This window comes from Pseudahrensia aquimaris, assembly GCF_042676045.1.
Classification (GTDB): domain Bacteria; phylum Pseudomonadota; class Alphaproteobacteria; order Rhizobiales; family Rhizobiaceae; genus Pseudahrensia; species Pseudahrensia aquimaris.
Window position 1 is genome coordinate 183,042 of sequence record NZ_JBHTJV010000003.1, and the last position, 13,167, is coordinate 196,208.

15 protein-coding genes are annotated in these 13,167 nt (G+C 53.9%); 6 read left to right on the top strand and 9 right to left on the bottom strand.

Annotation, left to right across the window (positions count from 1 at the left end; all coding sequences use genetic code 11):
- Nucleotides 1-77: 77 nt before the first annotated feature.
- Genes ACFQ14_RS04385 through ACFQ14_RS04395 form a run of 3 tightly spaced genes read right to left on the bottom strand, consistent with a single transcriptional unit; the run spans nt 78 to nt 2,184 of the window.
- The gene (locus ACFQ14_RS04385) at nt 78-473 is read right to left on the bottom strand and encodes a hypothetical protein (protein WP_377211484.1); all 396 of its coding nucleotides are present in this window, start codon (nt 471-473) and stop codon (nt 78-80) included.
- Between the two features lie 26 nt (nt 474-499).
- A complete protein-coding gene (locus ACFQ14_RS04390; protein ID WP_377211485.1) occupies nt 500-895 on the bottom strand; it encodes an MAPEG family protein in 396 nt (131 codons plus the stop codon).
- Between the two features lie 5 nt (nt 896-900).
- Nucleotides 901-2,184, bottom strand: coding sequence for an O-acetylhomoserine aminocarboxypropyltransferase (locus ACFQ14_RS04395; RefSeq protein WP_377211486.1), 1,284 nt, complete (start codon nt 2,182-2,184; stop codon nt 901-903).
- Between the two features lie 202 nt (nt 2,185-2,386).
- Here ACFQ14_RS04395 and ACFQ14_RS04400 point away from each other — a divergent pair, with 202 nt between their 5' ends.
- Nucleotides 2,387-3,607, top strand: a complete 1,221-nt coding sequence (locus ACFQ14_RS04400; protein ID WP_377211487.1) for a cytochrome P450 — start codon at nt 2,387-2,389, stop codon at nt 3,605-3,607.
- A gap of 3 nt (nt 3,608-3,610) precedes the next feature.
- Here ACFQ14_RS04400 and ACFQ14_RS04405 read toward each other — a convergent pair whose 3' ends face one another.
- Both ACFQ14_RS04405 and ACFQ14_RS04410 read right to left on the bottom strand, forming a co-directional pair.
- The gene (locus ACFQ14_RS04405; protein ID WP_377211488.1) at nt 3,611-4,156 is read right to left on the bottom strand and encodes a CoA-binding protein; all 546 of its coding nucleotides are present in this window, start codon (nt 4,154-4,156) and stop codon (nt 3,611-3,613) included.
- A gap of 460 nt (nt 4,157-4,616) precedes the next feature.
- Complete coding sequence (locus ACFQ14_RS04410) at nt 4,617-5,447, bottom strand: enoyl-CoA hydratase (RefSeq protein WP_377211489.1); 831 nt, start codon at nt 5,445-5,447, stop codon at nt 4,617-4,619.
- An 88-nt stretch (nt 5,448-5,535) separates the two neighbouring features.
- Between ACFQ14_RS04410 and ACFQ14_RS04415 the strand changes: the two genes are divergently transcribed.
- Nucleotides 5,536-5,964 carry a PaaI family thioesterase gene (locus tag ACFQ14_RS04415; protein ID WP_377211490.1) on the top strand — a complete coding sequence of 143 codons (429 nt, stop codon included), beginning with the start codon at nt 5,536-5,538 and terminating at the stop codon, nt 5,962-5,964.
- Nucleotides 5,965-6,165: 201 nt separating this feature from the next.
- Here the strand turns inward: ACFQ14_RS04415 and ACFQ14_RS04420 are convergent, their stop codons facing one another.
- The 3 genes from ACFQ14_RS04420 to ACFQ14_RS04430 all read right to left on the bottom strand — a co-directional run bounded on the left by ACFQ14_RS04420 (nt 6,166) and on the right by ACFQ14_RS04430 (nt 8,477).
- Complete coding sequence (locus ACFQ14_RS04420) at nt 6,166-6,903, bottom strand: hypothetical protein (protein WP_377211491.1); 738 nt, start codon at nt 6,901-6,903, stop codon at nt 6,166-6,168.
- Nucleotides 6,900-7,442, bottom strand: coding sequence for a hypothetical protein (locus ACFQ14_RS04425; protein WP_377211492.1), 543 nt, complete (start codon nt 7,440-7,442; stop codon nt 6,900-6,902). The genes ACFQ14_RS04420 and ACFQ14_RS04425 overlap by 4 nt, the downstream gene beginning before the upstream one ends.
- A gap of 84 nt (nt 7,443-7,526) precedes the next feature.
- Nucleotides 7,527-8,477, bottom strand: a complete 951-nt coding sequence (locus ACFQ14_RS04430; protein WP_377211493.1) for an IS1595 family transposase — start codon at nt 8,475-8,477, stop codon at nt 7,527-7,529.
- A 270-nt stretch (nt 8,478-8,747) separates the two neighbouring features.
- On the opposite strand from ACFQ14_RS04430, the gene rplM reads away from it, so the two are divergent.
- From rplM to argC, 4 genes are all read left to right on the top strand, one after another.
- Nucleotides 8,748-9,212 carry a 50S ribosomal protein L13 gene (gene rplM / locus ACFQ14_RS04435; RefSeq protein ID WP_377211494.1) on the top strand — a complete coding sequence of 155 codons (465 nt, stop codon included), beginning with the start codon at nt 8,748-8,750 and terminating at the stop codon, nt 9,210-9,212.
- A gap of 2 nt (nt 9,213-9,214) precedes the next feature.
- Entirely contained in the window at nt 9,215-9,805 is a 591-nt protein-coding gene (rpsI, locus tag ACFQ14_RS04440; protein WP_377211495.1) for a 30S ribosomal protein S9, read from the top strand.
- An 84-nt stretch (nt 9,806-9,889) separates the two neighbouring features.
- Nucleotides 9,890-10,837: an agmatinase gene (speB, locus tag ACFQ14_RS04445; RefSeq protein WP_377211496.1), complete on the top strand. Its 948-nt coding sequence runs from the start codon at nt 9,890-9,892 to the stop codon at nt 10,835-10,837.
- An 81-nt stretch (nt 10,838-10,918) separates the two neighbouring features.
- Entirely contained in the window at nt 10,919-11,836 is a 918-nt protein-coding gene (gene argC / locus ACFQ14_RS04450) for an N-acetyl-gamma-glutamyl-phosphate reductase (protein WP_377211497.1), read from the top strand.
- Here the strand turns inward: argC and ACFQ14_RS04455 are convergent.
- Nucleotides 11,833-13,152, bottom strand: coding sequence for an MBOAT family O-acyltransferase (locus tag ACFQ14_RS04455; protein WP_377211498.1), 1,320 nt, complete (start codon nt 13,150-13,152; stop codon nt 11,833-11,835). The genes argC and ACFQ14_RS04455 overlap by 4 nt on opposite strands.
- Nucleotides 13,153-13,167 lie beyond the last annotated feature (15 nt).

The window sequence follows — 13,167 nt, forward strand, 5'->3', positions numbered from 1 at the left end:
CGTTTTCCGGGTGCGGCGGTGAGTCTGTTTGTGCACCCGAAATGCCCGTTTTGAACAGCGCTGGCAACAAAGGAGCTTTATTCGTAATCCGGTTCTGCTTTGCGCTTCTCGTGATAGTCGAGCAGTTTTTCCATTTCAGACACGTCACGCTTGTAACCTTGGGTTACCGCTTGCTGTTGCGCCGGTGGATTGCGATTGGCGGCTGGAGCCAGTTCGCGCTTTATTTGCGCTTTTTCATTTGTCGTCATCTGGCTGGTTTGTCCCTGCGGGACATTGTTGACGTTGGGATAATCGCCCTGTTTTCGCGCACCGGGCTGGTCGGGCGTTTCGGTCGAGGGCAAAACGCTTTCAAGGCTTAGCGCATCAGTGCCAGTGGTCGTGCAAGCAGACAATGCCAGCACGGCGCAGAGACACACAGATGGAAAGATCGCGCGAAAGTTCATGCGGCCCAGTATAGGGGAAATGTGTTGCAAAATTGATAGCCTGATATCTGGCAGAGCTACATTGACTGCCAAGCGAACCAAAGAAGCAGCAGTGAAGACGACATATGCAACGTGAGTGTAAGGCCCATGCTGATCACCCGTAGCGGAATTTTCGGATACCGCCGCTCAACGCCGAGTGGATGCAGGAAACGCGCGATGAGCCATGTAAGGCCCGCTCCGTGCAGCCAAATCGAGCCAAGCCCATGCCACTCTAGCAAGCCCAATGCGATGATGAAGAACGGTGCGTTTTCCGTAAGGTTGGAGTGAGCAGAAATGCGCTTCTGCAATTCTTCGCGTCCGCCATCACCAAGTGCGATGCGCTGGAGCCGCCGATAGCCGATCACACGCAAGGCCAAGCCTACAACCATGAAGATCGTAATAGCAGTGTAGAGCGTGGTGATCGGCAGAGGCATGGTGCTTAGATTTGTTTCAAAGCCTGAGCAAGATCGGCGATCAGATCATCGGCATTTTCAATGCCGATGGAAAGACGCAAAACGTCAGCACCAGCGCCGGCTTCATTTTGCTGATGGGCGTCGAGCTGGCGGTGGGTTGTCGAAGCCGGATGAATGATCAGCGAACGGGTATCGCCGATATTCGCCAAATGCGAGAATATCTCAACGTTGGACACCATCGCCACGCCAGCGTCATAGCCCCCCTTTACGCCGAAGGTGAACACCCCCCCTGCACCGTTTGGCATATATTGTTTCTGCAATTTGTGGTGCGGATCTTTCTTTAGGCCCGCATAGGAGACCCACTCGACCTTGTCGTGGCCATCGAGGAATTCGGCAACCTTCTGAGCATTGTCGCAATGGCGCTGCATGCGAAGCGCGAGAGTCTCGATCCCTGTCAGTATCTGGAAAGCGTTAAACGGCGAAATGGCCGGGCCGAGATCGCGCAGGCCAAGAACACGGCAGGCAATTGCGAAAGCGAAATTGCCGAATGTTTCGGCCAGCACCATGTCGTTATATTCAGGGCGCGGCTCGGTCAGGATCGGAAACTTGTCGTCCTTGCCCCAATCGAACGTGCCGCCATCCACGATATAGCCACCCATGGAATTGCCGTGACCGGCCATAAACTTGGTCAACGAGCCAACGATAATATCTGCGCCGTGTTCAATCGGGCGGCACAGGTATGGGGTCGCCATCGTGTTATCGACGATCAGCGGAACGTGGTGCTTACGGCAAACTTCTGCGATGCCGTTGATGTCCATGACAACGCCACCCGGGTTGGCAAGGCTTTCGATGAACACAGCTTTGGTTTTGGGTGTGATCGCCTTTTCAAAGTCAGCCGGTGTCAAACCATCGGCCCAATTAACCTGCCAACCGAAGGATTTGAACGATTGGCCGAACTGGTTGATGGAGCCTCCGTAGAGCTTTTTTGCAGCGACGAATTCATCGCCCGGCATCATCAGCGCGTGCATGACGAGCAATTGCGCCGCATGGCCGGAAGCCACGGCCAAGGCAGCCGTGCCGCCTTCCAGCGCCGCGCAGCGCTCCTCGAGTACTGCCGTCGTCGGGTTGGTAATGCGGGTGTAGATGTTGCCAAAGGCTTGCAAGCCAAAAAGGCTGGCGGCATGGTCGACGTCATCAAAAACAAAAGATGCTGTTTGATAAATCGGCGTTATGCGGGCGCCGGTCGCAGGGTCTGGTTGGGCACCGGCATGGATGGCAAGGGTATCAAAACCCGGTTCGTTGTTGCTCATGGAAAGCTCCGAAAGGCTGCAAGAATTTGAAATATTGCAGGGTTATCCCGCAGGCGGGACCAAAGGTCAAAGGGCAGATTTCGTCACGGTGAACGTGCCTTGAGCAGAAATTTGCGCTGATCGCGCCGTAAAGCAATCAATTTTTGCGCAGAGGGCTGCAATGCACTGGACGCGGGTGTGTTAGGCAGGCCAAAGACGTTTTATGAGCAATCTTGAGTTCGACCCGCTGTCGCCTGCTTTTGCGGCCAACCCTTATGCCTTTTACGCCAAACTGAGGGAGGCCGAGGGGTTGGTTTGGTTCGAGCAGCTCGGCATGTACATCGCTGCGCGCCATGCGGATGTTGTAGCGATTACCACCAATCCAGCCTGCGTGCGATCGCTCACGGGGTTTGCGTCGGAAGAAGAGTTGCGTACGGCGCAGCGGGCGGCGAACTGGCATGACATGCCCTATCACGAACGGGTGGTGCAGTTTTCGCTGCTCGACAGTGACGGGCCAGTTCACAGGCGCTTGCGCAAACTGGTGTTCGGCTCATTCACCGCGATGGCGGTTGAAGGTTTGGATGCGGTGGTGCGCCCGTTCGTGAACGAATTGCTGGACGGGTTGGAGCATCGCGAGAGCTTCGACTTTACCAACGATTTTGCAGTCCATGTGCCAGGGTTTCTCATCGGCTATCTGCTCGGCGCTCCACGCGAAGATGCCGAGCAGTTGCGGGTATGGTCTGAACAGGTTGTGAAGTTTTTCGATGTGGACCGCAGTGACGCTTTGAAAATCAAGGCGGAAAAGGCAACGCGGGAATTCTATCACTATCTCGAAGATCTGATGCGAGAGCGCGAAAAGGCGCCGCGTTACGATCTGATTTCCAAAATGCTGGAAGATAAAAAAGCAGGCCACTACAGCCAAGACGAGTTCATCTCCACTTGCATGTTGATCCTCATGGCAGGCCACGGTTCAACCATTGACGTGTTGGGTTCGGGCATGAATACGCTGATCGACCACCCGGACGCTTGGACAGAGTTGAAGGCAGCACCGGAGAAATTGCCGAGCGCGATTCAGGAAATATTCCGCACCGAGCCGCCCCTGCCGTTTTTTCACCGTCATGCGACGCAAGACATCGAAGTGGCTGGGCGCGTTTTCGAGAATGGCACGACTTTTGGCCTGCTTTACGGCGGTGCAAACCGCGATGCTGCCGCGTTTACGCAACCGGACGTGTTCGACATTCGACGCACACCAAACCGCCATCTGGCCTTCGGACAGGGCGCACATTTGTGCTTGGGGAATAATCTCGCACGGATGAACATGCGGGTGGTATTTGAGTGCTTGCTTCAGCGCTTCAGCGGGTTTGAGCTTGTGGGAGGCGTGGAATGGAAACGCGGTTTAAGCGTGCGCGGCCCGGTTGCCTTGCAGGTTCGCCCTAAGACGTGACCCTCAATCCTTCAGGCCGAAATGCTGGAAACCCTTGCTCAGTTTCGGCTTCTTGGCGGAGATTGTACGGCGGTTGAAGCCTGTCCAGCCAATTTCACCGCATAGTCGGGCATATTCGATTTTGGGGCAGCGGTTCTGGACCACCTGAATGCCCGCCATTTCCAACGCAGCAGCGATGGCATCGTCGCGGATACCGAGTTGCAGCCAGACGACTTTTGGCAATTCTGGCAGCGCCATGATTTCGGATACAATTCCGGGGAGTGCCTCTGCCCGGCGGAATATATCGACCATATCGGGTGGCTGCGGCAGGTCGGCAAGGCTCGCGTAAGTCATTGCCCCCGCAATTTCCTTGCCCGCCTGCCCCGGATTGATGGGGAAAATATCGTATCCCTTCGTCGCCATGTATTTGGCGACGAAGAAAGATGGACGCACCTGATTGGCGCTCGCTCCGATGATCGCGACCGATTTAACGCTCTGAAGGATGCCCTTCAGCCAATCATCGTCATATAGATCATGATCGACCACGTTCACCGGTGCCAGATAGAACAAGGCACGCGCAGACCGGACGGGCGGCGGAAGCTGCTAGAGCTTACCAATTTCCAGCCCTGGCGGCGCAAGCGTGGGCGCAACTGCTTTTCGGTGGTTCCCCAAGCCCAGCGCCATCTTTTGCCGTTACGGTTGCGGCTATAGCCAAGCTTCACCAGCACGTCGCGGCGATTGATTGAACTGCGCGATGGCCGGTTTTTGCAGCGGATTGACGTGGGAATGAATCCCCTCCGCAGCACTCTTTTAGAGAAAGTCTCCAGCTGATTGGCATTGATCCAACCCGTCGACGCGGCTTCAGCGCTCGTGGGTATGATATGGCTGGCAAGCGAAATCGCAAAAGCCAGAAGGGCGGTAACAGTAAAACGCATGGGTATTCCTTATAAATTACAATCGGCAACCGGGCCGACTCTCGTAAGAAGTCAAGACTACTTGTCCCTACCGTAACGTCAATTCACCTACCGTATTATTCGTCCTGCCATTCGGGCGAACGATCCTCCAAAAACGCTCCAATACCCTCTTGCGCATCCTGCGCCATCATATTTTCGGTCATGACTTCGGCGGTGAGAGCGTAGGCCTCCGCGAGCCCCACTTCAGCCTGCGCATAGAAGGCTTGCTTGCCTACTTTCAGAGTATACGAAGACTTTTTGGCGATGTTGGCGGCATATTGCTGAGTAATTTTTTCCAGGTACTCAACAGGCACAACCCGGTTCACCAGCCCAATTTCGCGGGCGTGGCTGGGTGTGATAGCCTCGCCCGTTAGCAGCATTTCCATCGCGTGTTTGCGCAAAACGGTTCGGGAAAGCGCCACCATCGGGGTGGAGCAGAACAATCCGATATGCACGCCCGGTGTGCAAAATGCGGCGTCTTCGCTGGCAATCGCCAAATCACAGGAGGCGACCAACTGACAACCTGCCGCTGTGGCGAGGCCGTTAACTTCGGCAATCACAGGTTTGGGATGGTTGACGATGGCCTGCATCACAGTCGCGCATCGTTCCATCAGGCTTTTGAAATACGCGCGGCCTTTGTCGTCGTCGCTGCGGCGGGCGGTAAGTTCTTTCAAATCGTGACCAGCACAGAAAAGGTGGCCGTTGGCGGCGATGATGATAACCCTCACTTCACCGTTTTGCGCCGCATCTGCTAGCGCTCCATCAAGCGCATCCAACATCGCTTCAGACAGCGTGTTGGCAGGCGGGTTATTGAGCACCAAGCGAAGCACGCCGGCATCCTTCATCTGCACAACCAGTGGCGCTGCACCAAGGTCTTGCGGTGTCTTGATTTTCAGAATTTCCGCCATCGCGCTGCCAGCCTTCGTCGTTGTCCTTGCTCAATGCGTAGAATGTTGCCAATTTCGGCGCAACCTGTTCGTAATTGTCACTTTAATCATGCAAAAGCCAGTTTTCACGCCCGAAGAACTCAATGCCTATATTGCAGAGGTTTACCCCGAGATCATCGATCAATTGCCGCAGTATAATGTTCGCACCATCGAGGCAGGCCGTGTGGTTGTCGAAAGCAAGACAGACCACCGCCACATCCGCGCCGGTGGCACTGTCTCCGGCCCTACCCTGTTCGCAATTGCAGATATGGGCGGCTATTGCTGCGCGCTTTCAGTCCTTGGCCGCGAGGCGTTAACGGTTACAACCAATTTGAACATAAACTTCATGCGCAAAGCCGAACCGGGGCTTTTGGTTGCAGACTCGCGGATATTGAAAATGGGCAAACGGCTGATGGTGTTTGACTGCACGATCACCAAAGACGGCAAAACCGACATCATCGCCCATGCGACTGGAACGTACGCGATACCGCCAAAATAAAAGGCGATATGGTATTTGACAAACCAATGATTTGAGCGGTCTTGCAGGCTGTTTCGGCCTACGTCTTACTTCTCGGTCTTTTTTGGCTTTTCGGTCGGCTTTGAACGAGCAATCTTTTTCAGCGCACGCTCAAACGCTTCCGGCGATTCATCCGCTTCTAATTTGCGGGCAGTCTCCCTGAATTTGTCAATTTGAGATTTTTCACCCATGTGAGAGAAACCGATTCTTCGCCATGCTCTCAATCCCATTCAGCGGCGCAATCATAGCAACAGTTTGCAGCAAGACCTGGTCGGGAAAATTCAACGCCTCAGAATAAACCGCAACATTCTCATTTGCCGGTGACCGCCCGACATCAGAAAACATGACAAACTTTGAGTTTACCGAGTTTTGATGCGATCCAACAATCTCGAAAAAAACACGCTGATCGCCGTGAATCGCGGCAACATCGACATTGTATTGCCGCCCGCTTTGTCCTGTAGCTTCAAACTCTTTTACCAAATCAGCGCCAACTTTCGCGAACTGCAAACGATCAAACAAATTTCCGATTACATCAATCTCTGCATCTTTTCGGGCTTTTTCAATGGCTGATTTACAGGCATTAGAGCTTGCATTAGCCACACTTAAAACGGCAGACGCCAACCAATCCGAAGTCTCAACTTGAGCGAAACATTCGGAACGGTTGTAATGAACTCCAAAATGGTGCGCCTCGTTTTTGAAGTGCTTGCTAATTTCGTGGTCTGACTGACCGTGAGCAAGTGCGATTTGAGAGCCTTCACCTCCGTCCGATACAATGAAGCCATCGCCATGTGAGCGAATGATAACCTTCACCATTTCAAAAGATGGGTATAGGCAACTTGTAGAAACCAAGAGGCCTTGATCGGTGCTTTCACAAGTCATCAAGAGACCAAGATGGGCCTTTAAGTCATTGCAACTAATCATGAAAAAAGGCCTCCTCTTTCTGGCAGGTCAAAGTTTCTTTGATCACCATCTAAATTGATTCTAACATAATCTGCTAAAACTGCCAGCGCTTGCGGCAAGCGTCTTGTGCTTTGCGATACGTTCTTACGGACTGGCAATTCCCAAACGCCATTTCTTTGATGCAAAACTTGAGTTCTATTCCCGTCCCAAGGATGGCAATGAGACCCACAGACGAGCGCTTCGAACCCGCCGATATGCTGGACGGTCAATGGATTAGCTTCGCAGACCTCAATTCTTTTGAGGTCTATTCTGTAACAGGGGTAACCCGCAAATATGACCGAAATGCTCGGTTCTTGGGAGCTAAGTCGACTTGAGCGAAAGGCGAGGTGCGCTCTACTACTGCCATCCGGTTCCAATATTGGCCAATGCGCCGCCATCTCATACCGCCGCCCATTTTCAAACCACTCTGGAACGCCATAAGCCAACATCTTTTCAACTTCATAGAAGTCGTCAATTTGTTTTACCAAAGATTCGCGAATCGCTCTTTTCATGAAAGCCATTAAGACAGAAAAACTGCGGCGAACTACACTCAGAATTTGAGATTCAGTTGTTGAAATTGTTCTTCTCGCGACTTCGAACGCGCGTTAATTAGCTCTTTGATACGTCAGTCGCTTGCCAACAACACCCATCAGCGCAACGTCAGCGCGTTCAATGTCGTTTACTCCCAAAGCAACGCGATTGTTATAGCGAAAGTCATATTCCGCCAGATAACGGTGCAAGTGCTTTTCCTTGCAGTGCTGATAAACGCCCTTCATGCCGCGCTTGAAAATGCTGTAATAGCCTTCAACCGTATTGGTGTGAATTTCGCCACGGCCCCACTGCTTTTGGCTGTGGTTGACGTGTGCGTGAAGGAACTCGCGATCTACGTTGTGATAAACGCCAGCTTCGTCAGTGACCACGCGTGCTTCTTGGTCAAGATTTGCGCGAATGATCGGCAAGATCGTTTTCTGGTCAACATGATCGACGTGGAAGCTACGGGCCTCGCCTGTGCGGCTAACGAGCGTCAGAACCGCCATCTTGTGACCGCCGCCTGGAAACTTCACGTCTTTGCCACGAAAAACGTCTTTCTTGCCAACATATGTTTCGTCAATTTCAACAATACCGCCGTTGCCGCCCATATCGGGCAGAAAGTCACCGGAGCGCATGGCTTCACGAATGCGGTGAGTGAGGAACCAAGCCGTTTTGACCTGCACTTCCAAAGTGCGAGCCATCTGATTGCTGGAAATACCCTTTTTAGAGGAACACATAAGGTAGATTGCCTGCAGCCACTTGTGCATTGGCAGGTGGCTTTCTTCAAAAATCGTGCCTTTGCGCACGGTGAATTGGCCACGGCAATCGTAGCATTTCTTCACGCCAAAGCGCTCTACGCCTTCGGGGTTTTTCTTAGAAGCCTTCGTGCGCAATCCATCCAACTGCTTGATGCGATCTGTGCCGCCACAATGCGGGCAAGTCGGTCCGTTAGGCCAAAGCGTAGCTTCAACATGTGCGAAGGCTGCTGCTTCATCGTGGAAGTATGGGCGGGAGAGAATAGACATAACAATCGTTCCTGATTTGATGCCTATTTATACCCCGTTTGATCTGGGTTTGTCAAATACAATATCGCCAAATAAAATATGGTAATCTGATACCCTATTTTTAAGGCGCTGTTTTTGTTAATTTTTTCCATGCGTTGCGCAAATTCGACACTTGACGCTGCAATCAAGCGTGCTAAACAGCATCGCAACAGCCCTGCTCACCAGCGGGGTTTGATTTTGTTGGGCGCTGTGCCTGATGAAACAGAACCATTCGCAGACGGATAGAACCTCATGAAAACCTTTTCGCAAAAGCCTGCGGAAGTTGAGAAAAAGTGGATTGTGATCGACGCTGAAGGCGTTGTTCCCGGTCGTCTCGCTTCCTTTGTGGCGAACCGCTTGCGCGGCAAGCACAAGCCAACCTTTACGCCGCACGTGGACGATGGTGACAGCGTCATCATCATCAATGCCGGCAAGGTTGCCTTCACGGGCAACAAATACACCCAGAAAAAATATTACTGGCACACCGGCTATCCCGGCGGCATCAAAGAGCGCACGGCCAAGGCTCTGCTCGAGGGCCGTTTCCCAGAGCGCGTCATGCAAAAAGCTGTCGAGCGCATGATGCCCGGTGGTCCGCTTTCGCGCCGCCAGATGAAAAATCTGTATGTCTATGCCGGTGCCGAGCACAAGCATGAGGCTCAGCAGCCGGTTGCAATCGACTTTGCTTCCGCTAGCCCCAAGAACAAGAAGGCCCAATAACCATGGCTGAAATCAATTCCCTTGAAGACCTGGGCAGCGCGATGAAAGACGCTGGCAATGCCGCTCCTGCTGCGGATGCCACGACTGACGCTCCTGCTCAGCCTGCACCCGATGCGCCTGTTTATGAGCGTAAAGTTGATGAACTTGGCCGCGCCTATGCCACCGGCAAGCGTAAAGACGCGATCGCTCGCGTTTGGCTGAAGCCTGGCACGGGCCGCATCATCATCGAAGGCGCAACGAAGAAGCGCGATGTTCAGAAGAAGAACGCGAAGGAAGGCAAGAAAGCCTCCAAGTCACGTGATTTTGCTGAGTACTTCGCCCGTCCGGTGCTTCAGATGGTTGTGCGCCAGCCGCTGATCGCTACTGGTCGCGACACGCAGTTCGACATTCACGCATCCGTTTCCGGCGGCGGTCTTTCCGGCCAGGCCGGCGCGCTGCGCCACGGCATTTCGAAAGCCCTCACCTATTTCGAGCCGGAGCTTCGCCCGACTTTGAAAGCCGGTGGCTTTCTCACACGCGACTCGCGCGTTGTGGAACGCAAGAAATACGGCCGTGCAAAAGCTCGCCGTTCCTTCCAGTTCTCCAAGCGCTAAGGCTTGCAGCCAAATTCACCTTCGGGTGTTACAAAGGCGGGCCTTACGGTCCGCCTTTTTTGTTTTAACTAATGAGATTTCCAGATGGATAACGCCTTCACTGCCAAAAGTTTGAACCAGCAGGCCAAAGATTCGACTTATGCCGGCGCGCTGTCCTTCATGCGCCGTCGCTATACGAAAGACGTGAGTGAGGCCGACGCAGTCGTTTGGGGCATTCCGTTCGATGCGGCAGTCTCCAACCGGCCCGGAACACGCTTTGGGCCGCGGGCGGTCCGGGAGGCGTCTTGCGGGATGGATAATGACCCGCAGTATCCCTTCAACTCGCGGCTGTTCGACGATATGGCGGTGGTTGATTACGGCGATTGCGCATTTGACTACGGTTATAACGAGAAGGTTCCGGCGCTGATTGAGGAGCAAGCCAGCGCCATCCTCAACGCCGACAACGCACCCTATCTGCTGTCCATCGGCGGAGATCACTTCGTCACCTACCCCTTGCTGAAAGCCCATGCCGCCAAGCATGGGCCTCTGGCTCTCGTGCAGTTTGATGCTCATCAAGACACTTGGGACGACGATGGCGGGCGCGTGGACCACGGCACGATGATCACGCGGGCTGTGAAAGACGGCATTATTGACCCTGCCAAGAGCATTCAGATCGGCATCCGCACGATTGCGCACCAAGATTACGGTATCGAAATTATTGATGCTCTGGAAGCGCACGAAATGGGGTCAGCGGGCATTGCCAAGCGCATTTACGACCGCACGGGCGGCACGAATGTTTATCTGACTTTCGACATTGATTGCCTAGACCCCGCTTTTGCTCCCGGCACGGGCACACCCGTTTGCGGTGGCCTTTCGACAGCCCAAGCGCTGCTGATCTTGCGGCATTTGAAGAATCTGGAGATTGTCGGCTCCGATGTGGTGGAAGTTTCTCCACCTTTCGATCATGCAGGGATAACGGCCCATGCGGGGGCAACGGTTGCCATGTATATGTTGGGTCTGTTCTGGGAACGACGATTCAAATCCGCTGCCTAGAGCAGCGGATTTGAACATGGATTCGAGAACTTAAAAAAATGATTCCGGCGGTTGATGTAAACTGCTGAAAGGATACTCAAAATGGCCCCAAAGATTTTCGTAGATGGCGAGCACGGCACAACAGGCTTGCAAATACTAGAACGGCTAACCGGGAGGAGCGATATCGACCTGCTCTCAATTCCCCATGCCGACCGCCACGACAAAGATGTGCGCAAGGCGCTTTTGCGGGAGGCCGATTTTGCCATTCTATGCCTGCCAGACGATGCGGCACGTGAGAGCGTTGCAATGGCGGAAGGTGCAGGAACGCGCTTCATCGATGCCTCCACCGCGCACCGCACAAACCCGAACTGGGTTTTTGGCTTCAAAGAGCTAGAGCCGGGACACGGCGAGAAGATCGCCCAAGCCCAGTATGTTGCCAATCCCGGTTGCTATTCAACGGGCGCCATCGCGCTTATCCGCCCCCTCACACAGGCTGGGCTTTTGCCCAAAGATGCGTTGGTGACCATCTTCGGTGTTTCTGGCTATACAGGCGGCGGCAAGGGCTTGATCGCGCAGATGGAAAGCAATGGAGAGGATGCTATAGACGCGCCCTATTTCCTCTATGCCACCAGGCTTGCGCACAAGCATGTGCCAGAGACGCAGAAATATGGGCTGCTGGAGCATGCGCCCCTATTTCAACCCTCGGTTGGTCGCTTCCCGCAGGGCATGTTAGTGCAAGTGCCGTTGCACATGGCAGCGCTGAAGGCTTCATCCCGCGAGGCGGTTCATGCGGCTTTGGTGAGCCACTATAACGGCAGCCAGCATGTGCGCGTCGCAGCGCTTGCAGAAAGCGATGCCCTGCCCCGCCTTGATCCAACCCAATTGGCTGGAACCGATACAATGGACATTCACGTGTTTGGCCATGACAATCAGATCAACCTTGTTGCCTCGCTCGATAATCTTGGCAAAGGCGCGTCAGGTGCTTGCGTACAGGCGCTGGATTTGATGGTGCAAGTCTAAAAGCCAAACATGCGGGGGAATACGGTCGTTCCCCCGAAGAAATGGTCGTGAATTAACACCACTGAAATCATGTTCACGAACCAATGAAGGACTATCCCGACCCCGCCTGAAAGCCACGTATCGTGCAAGCGGTAGCGCAATCCTGCCGCGTGGACCCAGTCGTCTTTTCGGGCGTGGGTTTTCCAAAATCTCGCCCACCGCACGGCCAGTTCCATCATCACCAATTGCAGCGCGGTGAACACCACCACGGCTGACACCGATGGAAAATGCCAAAATCCACTGAACGCGAAGACGGCAATGAACGCTCGCACTCTGTGGCGCATCCCGCCAATGGGAAAGAACACTTCTTCTCGCAGGAACACACCGGCCTGCACATGCCAGCGCTGCCAGAACTCCTGCATGTCGCGGGCAAGTAACGGATAATTGGAATTTTCCGGCACACGTATCCCCATCATCCGGTTCATGCCGATGACGCCATCGCTTATTGCTGAGATGAAGACAGCAATTCGAAGCCCGAAATAGGCTACCATCAGCCAGACACGCCAGATGGGCACTTCATCGACATTGGCAAAGAATTCGTCGGCAAAAGGGCCATAGAAGTCGAGTTTGTAGAAGTGCAAGAGGTTGAAGACGTGGAAAACGAAAAACAGCTTCGCGCAGCCCAGCGCGATGCGCTTTGCACCTGCGATACGATTGGCGCGGTTTATCCGCTGCTTGCAAGTATCAACCTCGCCATCGAACTGATCGAAGCGCTGATAGGGGCCAAACCAGAATGAGGGAAAGTGGATCATGTAAAGCAGAAAGCGGGTAAAAGCGTCCTGCTCGAACGGGTCGACGCGGCTTTTGCAAACCATGTGGAGATAGTGGATGGCTTTGAATACCAGAAAGGCCAGCCCCCAAAACAGCGTGAGTTCGCCCCATGTCATGAAGCCGTCGAACGGTTTGTAGGTAATGAAGTAGAAAGGGAAATACAGGCCAATCACAAAGACCCAAGAGAGACTATGCGGCAAGCCAATAGCACCGCGTCGCCTTACCCAGACACTTGTCCAACGCGCAAAGCCAAACACCGCGCAGCAAGCCGCCAGCACACCGCCTGTGAAAATCAGCCCAGTCATGACCACCAAGCAGCCAATGCTGAGTTGGATCAAACCGCGCCGCACCTGCGATTGCAGGAGAAACGGCACGAGCAACGCCCCTAGAATACCCAGGTTCAGCGCAAACGGCGTGCGGGCGAGTTCCAGCCAAGGTTGATTGGAAAGCGTGGTCTCGCGAAAGAAATCGAACGAGAAGATGCCGTATAAGATGAAGTCGATCATACGTCCCCCTGCTCC

What these genes read in the sequence shown, in the direction of transcription:
- ACFQ14_RS04390 (WP_377211485.1), bottom strand. Translation starts at nt 895, where the DNA reads ATGCCTCTGCCGATCACCACGCTCTACACTGCTATTACGATCTTCATG.
- ACFQ14_RS04395 (WP_377211486.1), bottom strand. Translation starts at nt 2,184, where the DNA reads ATGAGCAACAACGAACCGGGTTTTGATACCCTTGCCATCCATGCCGGT.
- ACFQ14_RS04400 (WP_377211487.1), top strand. Translation starts at nt 2,387, where the DNA reads ATGAGCAATCTTGAGTTCGACCCGCTGTCGCCTGCTTTTGCGGCCAAC.
- ACFQ14_RS04410 (WP_377211489.1), bottom strand. Translation starts at nt 5,447, where the DNA reads ATGGCGGAAATTCTGAAAATCAAGACACCGCAAGACCTTGGTGCAGCG.
- ACFQ14_RS04415 (WP_377211490.1), top strand. Translation starts at nt 5,536, where the DNA reads ATGCAAAAGCCAGTTTTCACGCCCGAAGAACTCAATGCCTATATTGCA.
- ACFQ14_RS04420 (WP_377211491.1), bottom strand. Translation starts at nt 6,903, where the DNA reads ATGATTAGTTGCAATGACTTAAAGGCCCATCTTGGTCTCTTGATGACT.
- ACFQ14_RS04425 (WP_377211492.1), bottom strand. Translation starts at nt 7,442, where the DNA reads ATGGCTTTCATGAAAAGAGCGATTCGCGAATCTTTGGTAAAACAAATT.
- ACFQ14_RS04430 (WP_377211493.1), bottom strand. Translation starts at nt 8,477, where the DNA reads ATGTCTATTCTCTCCCGCCCATACTTCCACGATGAAGCAGCAGCCTTC.
- rplM (WP_377211494.1), top strand. Translation starts at nt 8,748, where the DNA reads ATGAAAACCTTTTCGCAAAAGCCTGCGGAAGTTGAGAAAAAGTGGATT.
- rpsI (WP_377211495.1), top strand. Translation starts at nt 9,215, where the DNA reads ATGGCTGAAATCAATTCCCTTGAAGACCTGGGCAGCGCGATGAAAGAC.
- speB (WP_377211496.1), top strand. Translation starts at nt 9,890, where the DNA reads ATGGATAACGCCTTCACTGCCAAAAGTTTGAACCAGCAGGCCAAAGAT.
- argC (WP_377211497.1), top strand. Translation starts at nt 10,919, where the DNA reads ATGGCCCCAAAGATTTTCGTAGATGGCGAGCACGGCACAACAGGCTTG.
- ACFQ14_RS04455 (WP_377211498.1), bottom strand. Translation starts at nt 13,152, where the DNA reads ATGATCGACTTCATCTTATACGGCATCTTCTCGTTCGATTTCTTTCGC.